The organism is Paeniglutamicibacter sulfureus (genome assembly GCF_030512175.1).
In the GTDB taxonomy this organism is placed as follows: domain Bacteria; phylum Actinomycetota; class Actinomycetes; order Actinomycetales; family Micrococcaceae; genus Paeniglutamicibacter; species Paeniglutamicibacter sulfureus.
Genome location: NZ_JAULBL010000002.1, coordinates 2,111,065 through 2,122,136, shown reverse-complemented (window position 1 = coordinate 2,122,136; position 11,072 = coordinate 2,111,065). Strand labels below are relative to the sequence as shown.

Sequence of the window (11,072 nt, the reverse complement as noted above, 5' to 3'; positions counted from 1 at the left end):
GAAGGTCGGCGACAAGTCGAAGCTCCTGGCAGCAAGGGGGGTTGCGCAATGCGTTAGCGAGCGCTAACGTATCTTTTGTGCCTGACGTTCTGGAAACCGCTGCCGAGCCCACCAGGCGCGCCCTGCTCCACATCCTTGCCGACGGGGAACACACCGTCAGCAAACTGGCCGAGCACTTCCCCGTGACCCGCTCGGCCATCTCCCAACACCTGCTGTTGTTGGCAGAAGTTGGGCTGGTCACGGCCAGGAAAGACGGCCGAAACCGGTACTACCGGCTTGATCCCTCCGGGATGGCCACCTTGCGCCGGGCGCTGGAGTCCTTCTGGACTTCGGAGCTGGACCTGCTGGTCGCCGAGGCCACGGGCCCGAATTCATGAACACCCCAAGGAGAATCCCCATGTCCATCGAAAAATCCGTGTTCCTCCCGCTCGATCCCGAGGCCGCCTTCGAACTGGTGACCCGGCCGGAACGGCTGCGCCGCTGGCAAACCGTCGCCGCACGCATGGACCTGCGTGCCGGCGGCGAATACCGCTGGACCATCACCCCCGGGCATTCCGCTGTCGGCCAGGTCAAGGAGGTCGAGCCCGGCAAGCGCCTGGTCTTCGACTGGGGCTGGGAAGGCTCCGCGTCCGACACCTCGACGGTCACCATCACCCTGGAGCCGACCGAGGGCGGCACCCGGCTCACCCTGCTGCACGAGGGTCTGGCCACCGAGGAAGTCGCCGGGCACACCGAGGGCTGGAACCACTTCATGGACCGTCTGGTGCGCTTCGTGACCGACGGCGACGCCGGTGCCGACGACTGGGCAGCGGTCCCCGATCCGCTCAACGAGCTCACCAGCGCCGAGGCAACCCTTGCCATCGCCCAGCGCGTCCTGCACCAGCTCAAGCCGGCCGACAACGGCCTGCCCACCCCGTGCGAGAACTTCAGCGTCACCCAGCTGGTGGACCACCTGGTCGGTTCGGTCAGCGGCATCGGCAAGGCCCTGGGCCTGGAATTGCTCGATGACCCCTCCGCCTCGGCCGAGGCCCGAGTGGCCGACGCCGCCCAGTCGACGCTGGAGGCCTTCACCAAGCGCGGGCTCGAGGGCACCATCGACATGGGCTTCGCCGAACTGCCCGCAACCATGGTCGCGAACATCCTGAACCTCGAGTTCCTGGTCCACGCCTGGGACCTGGCCACGGCCACCGGAGCCGAACTGGACGTCGCCCCCGCACTCTCGGACTACGTCCTCTCACTGGCCCGCAACACCATCAGCCCGCAGATGCGCGGCGCCAGCTTTGCCCAGGAGACCCTGGTCGACGAATCCGCAGCCAGCCTCGAACGCCTCGTGGCCTTCACCGGCCGCGAAGTTTCCGCCCGCTGAGCGGGCCGGAACACCTCAGGAGCAGCAATGGTCGACGTCAAATGCGAGATCGTGATCCAGCGGCCGCGGGCGGCCGTTGCCGGGTTCGCGGCCGATCCCAACAATGCACCCACGTGGTACGCAAACATCGGTTCGGCCGTTCACCGCGGCGGCCCGCCGGTGGGTGTGGGCACGCTCGTGGATTTCGGTGCCCGCTTCCTGGGGCGCGAGCTGAAGTACACCTACGAGTTCGTCGAATGGGTGCCCGGCAGCAGGCTGGTCATGCGCACCGCCCAGGGCCCCTTCCCCATGCAAACCACCTACACGTGGAACGACGAGGGTTCGGCAACCCGCATGGTGCTGGCCAACACCGGCGAGCCGGCAGGTTTTTCCAAGGTGGCCGGCTTCCTGATGGCCCCCTTGATGCGCCATGCCATGGGCAAGGACCTGAGGAAGCTCAAGGAGCTCCTCGAATCCGGAGCAGCGGACCGCTGACCCGCAGGTCGCTGCGCCCGCCCGGCTCCCCTGCCAGGGTGGTGGGCGCAGCGGCGTTGTGGCGCGGACACGCAGGTCCGCGACTCCGTTTCGCGTCGGGGCGCGCCACTGGTGCAGACTGGGAAACATGATCACCGAACACGCATTGTTGCCAGTCATCATCGGAATGGAAGAGGAATTCATGGCCGCCTTCGAACAGGCGCGCCCGCTCATCGCCGCCACCGACGGCTTCCTCGGCCTGCAGCTCTCACGCAGCATCGAGACCCCCAACCACTTCCTATTGCTGGTCTCCTGGGAGTCGGTCGAAGCCCACACCATTGGCTTCCGGGGTTCGGCGAACTACCTCGAATGGAAGCGCCTGCTGCATCGCTTCTACGAGCCGTTCCCGGTGGTCGAACATTTCGAGGCCATCGAACACCTATCGGCCGACCGTCTCGGTTAGCATGGGACCAATGAGCCCACGCGGCCTCCCGCAGGTGGCCATCGCGAGAAGGTGACCCGTCCATGAGCACACCCCTCACGAACCCGGAATTTCCCGGCCGGCAGTCGGTCGATCAGTGCTACCGGTATGGCCGGGTCTCGATCTTGGAAGACCAGGCGGGAACGGCCCGCATGCACCTGGCCACCAGCGGCGGGATGGACGCGAGCCGAACGCCGGTTGCCCATCCGTATTTCTACGCCGGGTTCCCCGCGAATCCCCTGGCCGTGGCCCAGGCCCTGCTCGTGGTGGCCAGGGTAGCCCGTACCCGGTTCTACGTGCCGCCCGGAATGCTTGCCGCCATCCTGCGCGCGGCGGATCCGGTTATCACCTCGACGCCCGCGGGATTGCGCTTCGAATCCTTCAGCGCCTGCTGCGGTGTCCACGCCCGGCTCGATATCCCGGCCGCGTCGCTGGACACCGAGTTCACGGCCAGCGGAGTGACGAACATCGACATCAACCCACCCCTGCGACAGGCTCTGGCCGGGCTGCGCCACGGCGAGCCCCTGCACCTTGCCATCGGGGAAGCCGACGTTCGGGTGCGCACCATGGATTCCGAGCGGACCGAGGAACGGGTCGAGCTGCCGAACCGCTGGCTCAGGGGCCTGTGCGAGGTCCAGGCCTCGGGCACCGCAATGAAACTGCGCCACGAGCTGGGGCCCGCGGAAGCCAAGCGCTTCATCGGGTCCCTGCCCCGCACCAGCTCCACCGGCACGGTGTTGTGGGCCGCCCGGGCCGCCCGATCTCTGCGCACGGCCTCGCGGCCCGCCCGGGGTGCCGTGTGCCTCGCCGGTCCCGAACGCCTGCTGGCCCTGGGTCCGTTGTTGCGTTTTGCCACGGGCCTGCGCGCCTACGGACCGGACATCGATGCCGACTCGCTTCCCGCGGCCAGCTGCTGGGTGCTGGACATGCCCGGCGCCCGCCTGAGCCTGACGCTCAGCCCCGGGAAGTCGCGCGGGTTTTCCGGCGAGGGCGGGGTGTTGCACCGGCTGTCCTCCGACTCGGCTCCCCGGAATGCACTGCTTCTCGATTCTGCCCTGGCCCTCGATTCCTCCATCGACATCCCGGATCTGGGCCGGCGAACAGGGCTCCGCATTCCTGCGGTGACGGACGCGCTCGCGGTGCTGGCAATCTCCGGGCAGGTCGGCTTCGACGTCGCCGAAGGATTCTACTTCCATCGCCCCCTGCCCCTGGACACCGCCTTCGCGACGGGACTGAACTCCCGCCTGGCCGACGCGCAACGGCTGGCTTCCCTCGGCGCGGTACGGCCCCTGTCGGCCGCGTGGGGCGAACCGCGCGGCGGGGCGGACGTCCGTGGGTTCACGGTGCATTCGGGTGGCAACGAGTACGTGGTGCGCCAGCGGGACGGCGGAACCGACAGTTGCAGCTGCCCCTGGTTTGCGACCCACCGCGACGGGCGCGGCCCCTGCAAGCACATCCTGGCCGCCCGCATCGCGCAGCCGGAGACCGGGTTTCCGCCAACGGGTGCATCCCGCACACCCCAGGTGCCAGACGGGCTGGAACCGTGAGCCGGCGGCCCTACCAGTGGTGGGAATTCGACCAGGACCTCGATACCCTGGTTGGGCGGCCGGGCACCGATCTGGCGTCCCTGAATGAGCAGCTGCTCAAGGTCACCGACCCCGCCGAGCCCGCGGCGTACGCCGAGAAAGACATCCGGGAGCTGTCCAGGAGATGGACGCAGCGCCGGGACTTTGTGTCCGTGCGGCTGGCCGAACTCTTCCACTGCGTGCAATTGGTGCACGACGACGACTACGTCCTGGCGGCCGTGGGCCACCTCGGCGGACGCTCCGACACCGGCGGGGTCCGGAAGTTCATGCTGAGGCACGACGACTACCTGCGCGAACAGGTTTTCTGGCGGTTCTTCGAAGTGGAGGGCGGCGGTGAGATCTCCCTGGCAAACGTCGACAAGTACAGCGACGAGAACCATACCTGGACGGATACCATCCTGGCGCTGGTTGCCGAGGGAACCCTCGAGCGATCTCGCGTGCTGCGCAGCTGCCTCGAGGCGTTGAACCGGGATTTCTCCGCCTACCGCGCCGGCTGGTTTTCCAGGCTGCATGACGCCCTGGCGCCCGACGCCGCCGAGGCCCGGAACAACCAGGGCGAGCTGCTCCGCCTGCTGGCCTCGAACAATTCCGCCACCACGGCACTGGCGGTGCGGCAGGCACAACTGTTGCACCGGGCGGGAACGCTTGATTCCGAGGGGTTCATCCGCCATGCCGCGCCCGCCCTGGCCGCCCCCAAGACCTCGGCGCTGAAGGTCCTGGCCATTCTTCGGTCCATGGCCGGCAACGCTGCAGGGATTGCCGGGACCGGGCTTTTTGCCGCCGCCCAAGCGGGGATGGACCACCCACACCACGACGTGCAGCGGGCGGCCACCGCCTTGCTGGCGGATTTCGGCCGGGATGACCTGCTGCGTGCCGGGTCGCCGGGTTTGTCGCCCGCCGTGTCCATCGAGTTCGCAGCACGCCTGCCCCGGGCCGCTTCCTCCGGATCCCCGGCTACCCTCGCCTCCCCGGCGGGAACGAGCATTGCCGAGGTGCCGCGCCAACCGCCGTGGCCGCACCCCGTTCCGGTCCCCGACTGGGCCGAGTCCGAGATGCAGGAGCACCTGGCGATGCTCCTGGAAAATCCGGGCGACCCGGTTGCCTTCGAATTGGCGCTGTCCCGGCTGGCCTCCCGGGATGCATGCGAGCTGTTGCGCCCGCTGGCCCGGCGCGCGGCCAAACTCGGCGGGAACAACGAAAACGTGGTGGCGGAACTGATCTTTGCCGGTGCCGATCCGGACTTCAGGTTCAGGCCGCCGACGCGCGCGCGGCGCTCGGGGCAAGACCAGGAGTCGAAGGTTTCGTGGCCCGAAGACCGCTCGATCGTTCCGGTGCTGTACAAACGGGTGCGGGAAGTCATAGAGATCCTGCAGGAACGCGCGGAGCACCGGGTACTGCTGGCGACGCCCACCGCAACATGCGGCTGGATCGAGCCCGCCGCACTGGTGGCCCGTTTCCTGGCCAACGACGCGGCAGGCAGGGATCCCCTTCGTTTCGATACCCTGGCCGCATTGCTGCGCCTGGCACCAGAGAATCGTCCCGCCGCACTCGAACAACTGCAAAAGGCCGATGTCCGCCCCGCGGGCACGGAGGCCGGCAACGCCATTGCGTACGCATTGGGCGGCCCGCCGGCGGCAATCAACGACGCAGCCTGGTGGGTGGCCGCCGCACGGGCCCGCGCGCCCTTTGCCATTGACGGCCACCTGCTGGAGGCGGGACTGGCAGTTGCGGGACAGGGGCATCCCGCCACACTCTGCCTCCGCTGGAAATCCGAGACCTCAACGTTCAAGGATGGCGGGAAGCTGCGGAGCTACACCTGGTGGAAGGTCAAGGCCGACGCAGGTCCCCAAGGCCGGGCGTCGGCGGAGTTCCCCAGCATCATTCCGTCCGCCGCCGATGCCTTCCAGGTTGCTTCCGCACTGGAAATCCGCCAAAGCGCGATGGCATTCCCGCCCAGCACCCTCTCGCTGGCCGCCGCGTCCATCTCCTGGTTGAACCGCGCGATGGAGACGCCGGACCCCGAGGTGGAGGATGCTGTCCTGGCCGCACTGGAAGTGCATGCCGGACGGTGGGAGGGGCCGACCGCCGAACTCCTGGCCTTGGGCCTGGCCGCCCAGCGAGCCGAGGTCCGTATCCGTGCCTCCGAGCTGTTCGCGCTGGCGATTCCGGAGCGAATGGGAGCCGAACCGTTTGCCGCAGCCCTGGCGCACTGTGCCCGGGCATGCGTCCTTTCTCGCTGGGCCGCGTCGTTGGCAGATGCCGCCGGCATCTCCGGCTCCGCGGCCACCGCGACCCGGGAGGTGCTGGCCCATTTGCTGCCCCGCTTGGAACGTGCCCAGCATGGTGTCGGCAAGCTCCTGGGCGTGTATCTGGAGGAATGCATCCGTGCGCATGTCCCGCCGGAGTCCGCCGAACTGCGCGCCTGGCTGAAGGGTTTTTGGGGCACCTCTATCGCGGCACGGAACGCCAAAGGACTCCTGGCGCTGTAGCAGGTGCTCCACATGGAGCGGCGGGTGCCGGCCCCGCTCACCTCCGGAGCGTCGAAGCAACTCGCCAAGCCACCACTATTCTGGAAGGATCTGCCTCATGGAATCCACACACGAGCACCTTGTCGAAGGCACCGCCAACGCCCTGGGCCTGACCGTCTACGAGCCCGGCTCCTCCACGACGCTGCGACCGGTGGTCCTGCTGCACGGCTTTGCCTCCTCCAGCGTCCTGAACTGGGTGAAGTCCGGATGGATCCGCAGCCTCACCGAGGCCGGACGCAAGGTGCTGGCAGTGGACCTGCCCGGCCACGGCACCTCCCCGGCTCCCGAGGACCTGGACGCCTACACGCCCAGCCGGATGCGCGCGGACCTGCTGCAGCTACTGATGGACCACGGGGTCACCACGCTCTCGCCAAGCGACGCACTCAGCGGCGTCGATCTGGTCGGCTATTCCCTCGGCGCCCGCCTGGCATGGGAATTCGGCGGCACCCAGCCGCAACTGGTGAACCGGCTGGTGCTTGGCGGTCCGGCCAGCATCGACCCGCTGGCCTCCTTTGACCTGAACGCCGCCCAACTCTATTTGGCCGACGGCACCTCGATCGCCGACGAATCTACGGCGGACTTGCTGCGCATGGCCCAAACCGTGGAATCCAACGACATGTTCTCGCTCATGAGCATGATCCAGGCCATTAAGACCGAGCCCTTCTCCCCCGAACAAATGATTCCCACCATGCCCACGCTGCTGGTTGCCGGAGACGGCGACTCGCTGGCCACCACCATGCCGCGGCTCACCGAGTTGCTCGCCACCCGCGACACCGAGAAGTCGATCCTCTGGCTCACCGGCCGCGACCACGCCAACGCGGTGACCAGCCGCGAGTTCAAGAACGCTGCTGTCGCTTTCCTGGAGGCCTGATCCCCGCGGGTGCTGCACCACGGGTCCTTCACCGGGTCGCGCTGCCGCTGGCGCGGCTGCACCGGAGATGAGCCGGCGGGCTCCGCGGAAGTCAGCCGCAGCCCGCTGGGTCAGCCGATGATGGGCCGCTCTTCCGGTAGCCGGAAGAGCCTGGGCCGGAGGGAGAGAGCCAGTGCGGTGCTCACGGTGACCGTGCCGATCCGGCCGAGGAACATCAGGACGATGAGTACCAATTGGGCATTCGTCGGCAGGCCCGCGGTGATACCGGCGCTCAGGCCGACGGTTCCGAAGGCAGAGGTCGCTTCGAACAGCGTCTTTTCCAGTGTGTGGTCCGTAAAAGTGAGCAGCAGGAGCGTTCCAATGATGACCGCGGCGACACCGAGCAGTGCGACGGTGAGGGCCTGGCGCTGCACCGAGGAAGAGATGCTGCGGTGGGCGATGTTCACCTGCCCGTTGCCGCGAACCTCGTTCCAGATGGAGTAGCCCAGCACGAGGAACGTGGCGATCTTGATGCCGCCGGCCGTGCCCGCGCTGCCGCCGCCGATGAACATCAGGATGTCGGTGATGAAAAGCGTTTCGGACGCGGCGGCGGCGTAGTCGATGCTATTGAAGCCGGCGGTTCGGGGGAACACCCCACCGGCCACCGCAGCGAGCAGCTTGCCTCCCGGGGAGAATCCGCCCAGGGTTTCCTGCCGGTTCCATTCGACGGCGGCAAACATGAGTGTTCCGAGGAACAGGAGAGCGACGGTGCCATAGATGGTCAGACGGGCGTGGACGGTCCACGACCCAAACCTGAATCCCTGCCGCCTGAGCTCGATGAGCACGGGGAACCCCAGGCCGCCGGAAATCAGGGCCAGACAGATCGGGATGATGATCCAAGGGTCCTGAGCGAAGCCGATGAGGTTGTCACTGTACAAGGCGAAGCCTGCGTTGTTGAAGGCCGAGACCGCATGGAAGACGCCGTGCCACAGGGCCTCGAGGGGATTCTCCTGGTAGGCGATCCAGTACCTGCCTGCGAGGAAGATGGCCGTGGCGCCCTCGAAGAGGAGCATGATCCGGGCCACCCGGAAAAGCACACCCCGCACGTCGCCCAGGTTGAGGGTATGGGTTTCAGACTGTGCAACGAGTTGTCCGTGGAGGCCGATCTTCTTCCGAAGCATCAGTGCCAGGAGTGTTCCGAGCGACATGATGCCGAATCCGCCGGCCTGGATGAGTCCGAGGATGACGGTGTGCCCGAAGGGCGTCCAGAATGTTGGCGTGTCCACGGTGATCAGTCCCGTCACGCACACCGCCGAGACGGCGGTGAACAACGCCGGCATGAACCCTCCACCGGCGTCCTCGGTGCGTGCTGCGGGAAGCATCAGCAGGAGTGTGCCGATCGAAATCATGCAGAGGTAGGCGAGGGGAACAATGCGTACCGGGTGCAGCACCACCCGTTTCAGGAATCCGACCCAGCGGGCCGGCGCCCAAGGGTTGCCCCGCTTCGGGACCGGTTTTTTCGAGGCACGCAACAACACCATTCGACGTTACCTCCGGCCGATGGACGCCCGGCTAGGTTTGGCGTAAGGGTCCCGTAAAGATTCGTGGCCGTCGGGCATAATGGGTGAATGATCCGCGGCAGAAGCATCGGGAAGGCGGGTCCCGCCGCCTCCAGGCAGGACCCGATGCGCACCTTGTCGGGTTATCTTCTAGCGCTTGTCCTGCCGGCGGCAATGACCTTCCTGCTCTCTCCGTTCGACGAGTTGAACCTGGCCACCCATGCCCTGGCACGGCTGTGCTCGGTGATAGTCGTGGCTTTCCTCGGAGGCCTGGGGCCGGCGGTGCTTGCGGCGGTGCTGGACGCCTTGTTCCTGAACTATTTCGTGACCCATCCGGTGGGAACTTTGACTGTCAACGACCCCCAGGACTTTTTCGTCTTGTTGGTCTATCTGGGGGTCGGGATTACCGTGGCCCTGGTCGTGGGGCTCTCCGCCCGCCGGTCCCGGGCAGCAGCCCTCTCCAGCGCAGAGGCGGCCACGCTGAGCGAGTTGGCCCGCACCTCCCTGGCGGGCGACCAAAGTTCGGAGGAGTTCCTCGACCAGTTGCGCGGGCAGTTCCAGCTCAACGGGGTCAGCGTCTTCGAAGGCGTTGGTGACGGCTTGTGGCGGCTGCGTGCCTCGTCCGGTCCGGACGCGCCGCAGTGTCCGGACGCGCCGCAGTGTCCGGACGCCGCAACCACCCTTGACCGACCTCGTCCCGGGTTGGCAGTCGGGCTGAACCAATCGGCGCCGACCGGCGGTGATCGGCGCCTGCTAAACGCCTATGAGGCACATCTTGCGGCGTTGTTGGAGCGTGAGCGGCTCATCCTTCGGCTACGCGATTCGATCAAGCTCATCGAAGGAAACCGGGTCAAGACCTCGATCCTGCGGGCCGTTTCCCATGACCTGCGAACCCCTCTGGCCGGTATCGAACTCGCCCTGACCGCGCTGCGCCGTCAGCGGTCCAAGACCAGCGTGGAGCAGCAGGAAGAGATGCTGGACGCGGTTCAGAGCTTCACGGACCGGCTCAAGGGACTGGTGGGGAACCTATTGGACATGTCGCGGCTTTCCAGCGACAGCGTCCAGGTGCTGCACGAACCCGTCACGTGGCTCGAAGTTGTTCCCGAAGCGCTTGCCGGGGTGCCGGACGGGGCCGTGCGTGCGGAACTGGCCCCCAACTTGCCACCGGTGGACGCGGATCGCGGGTTGCTTGAGCGGGCATTGGCCAACCTCGTGGAAAACGCCGTGAAGTACGCGTCCGGGACCGATATTGTGGTGCGCGCCACGGCCGGCGGCAGTCTGCATGTCTGGCCTGACGGCCGTCCCTTTGGTGAACTGCGCGTCGTGGACCATGGCGACGGCGTGCCCGCGGACCAGGTCGTGGCAATGTTCCAGCCTTTTCAGCGACTCGACGACGCGTCCCCCGATGCAGGCATCGGCCTTGGACTGGCGGTGGCCAAGGGCTTTATCGAGGCCATGGAGGGTCAACTCGTGGCCGAGCCAACGCCCGGGGGCGGCCTCACCATGTCCATCAGGCTGCCGCTTTACACCGGCCTGGCATCGTTCAAGGACGACGAATGAAAAATGTCCTGCTGGTAGACGATGAACCCCAGCTCGTCCGCGCCCTGCAGATCAATCTTGAGGCCGAAGGCTATGCCGTCACGACCGCACCCGACGGCGCCAAAGCGCTGCGGGCAGCTGCTTCCCAGCCCCCGGACGTACTGGTGCTCGACCTCGGGCTGCCGGACATGGACGGCACCGAGGTCATCCGCAGGCTGCGCGCCTGGACGGAACTGCCCATTATCGTGCTCTCGGCCCGCCATGGCTCCTCGGACAAAGTCGAAGCCCTCGATGCCGGGGCCGATGACTACGTCACCAAGCCTTTCGGCCTGGATGAGCTCTTGGCCAGGCTCCGCGCCGTCGAGCGGCGTTCCTGGCCCGTCCGTGAGGCCGGGACGGTGGAAGCGGGCGATCTGGAGATCGACTTGATGGCTGCGACAGTCTCCCGTGCAGGCCACCGAATTCGTCTCACTCCGCGTGAATGGGGCGTGCTGCAATTACTCGTCGAAAACCGGGGAAGGCTGGTGTCCCAGCAACAGATCCTCAGCGAGGTCTGGGGGCCGCTCTACGAAAAGGAAACCCACTATCTGCGCATCTACGTGGGACAGCTCAGACGGAAACTCGAGGAAGACCCTGCAAACCCCCGGCATCTCCTGACAGCACCAGGTATGGGCTACCGATTCGAAACATAGCTTGTGATGCGCCGTATG

Annotated in this window: 10 protein-coding genes; 9 read left to right on the top strand and 1 reads right to left on the bottom strand. The window is 66.9% G+C overall.

From position 1 onward, the window contains the following. The first annotated feature begins 77 nt into the window (after positions 1-77). The 7 genes from Q2T94_RS16400 (at position 78) to Q2T94_RS16370 (ending at position 7,285) form a co-directional block, all read left to right on the top strand. Positions 78-377, top strand: a complete 300-nt coding sequence (locus Q2T94_RS16400; RefSeq protein ID WP_264269342.1) for an ArsR/SmtB family transcription factor — start codon at positions 78-80, stop codon at positions 375-377. Positions 378-397: 20 nt separating this feature from the next. After that, the gene (locus Q2T94_RS16395; RefSeq protein WP_264269341.1) at positions 398-1,366 is read left to right on the top strand and encodes a TIGR03086 family metal-binding protein; all 969 of its coding nucleotides are present in this window, start codon (positions 398-400) and stop codon (positions 1,364-1,366) included. 27 nt (positions 1,367-1,393) lie between these two features. Further along, positions 1,394-1,840 (top strand): SRPBCC family protein, encoded by a 447-nt coding sequence (locus Q2T94_RS16390; RefSeq protein ID WP_302265765.1) that lies wholly within the window; start codon positions 1,394-1,396, stop codon positions 1,838-1,840. Between the two features lie 127 nt (positions 1,841-1,967). Continuing rightward, positions 1,968-2,282: an antibiotic biosynthesis monooxygenase family protein gene (locus tag Q2T94_RS16385; protein ID WP_264269339.1), complete on the top strand. Its 315-nt coding sequence runs from the start codon at positions 1,968-1,970 to the stop codon at positions 2,280-2,282. A gap of 62 nt (positions 2,283-2,344) precedes the next feature. Then, positions 2,345-3,847, top strand: coding sequence for an SWIM zinc finger family protein (locus Q2T94_RS16380; RefSeq protein ID WP_264269338.1), 1,503 nt, complete (start codon positions 2,345-2,347; stop codon positions 3,845-3,847). After that, the gene (locus Q2T94_RS16375; RefSeq protein WP_302265762.1) at positions 3,844-6,375 is read left to right on the top strand and encodes a DUF6493 family protein; all 2,532 of its coding nucleotides are present in this window, start codon (positions 3,844-3,846) and stop codon (positions 6,373-6,375) included. Before Q2T94_RS16380 ends, Q2T94_RS16375 begins: the two co-directional genes overlap by 4 nt. Before the next feature lie 97 nt (positions 6,376-6,472). Then, on the top strand, positions 6,473-7,285 hold the full coding sequence (locus tag Q2T94_RS16370; RefSeq protein ID WP_264269336.1) for an alpha/beta fold hydrolase: 813 nt from the start codon (positions 6,473-6,475) through the stop codon (positions 7,283-7,285). Between the two features lie 110 nt (positions 7,286-7,395). Here Q2T94_RS16370 and Q2T94_RS16365 read toward each other — a convergent pair whose 3' ends face one another. Continuing rightward, positions 7,396-8,805, bottom strand: a complete 1,410-nt coding sequence (locus Q2T94_RS16365) for a TrkH family potassium uptake protein (RefSeq protein WP_302265760.1) — start codon at positions 8,803-8,805, stop codon at positions 7,396-7,398. Between the two features lie 144 nt (positions 8,806-8,949). Between Q2T94_RS16365 and Q2T94_RS16360 the strand changes: the two genes are divergently transcribed. Next, on the top strand, positions 8,950-10,383 hold the full coding sequence (locus tag Q2T94_RS16360; RefSeq protein WP_302265759.1) for a sensor histidine kinase: 1,434 nt from the start codon (positions 8,950-8,952) through the stop codon (positions 10,381-10,383). Further along, positions 10,380-11,054, top strand: a complete 675-nt coding sequence (locus Q2T94_RS16355; protein ID WP_264269333.1) for a response regulator — start codon at positions 10,380-10,382, stop codon at positions 11,052-11,054. Before Q2T94_RS16360 ends, Q2T94_RS16355 begins: the two co-directional genes overlap by 4 nt. The last annotated feature ends 18 nt before the right edge of the window (positions 11,055-11,072 follow it).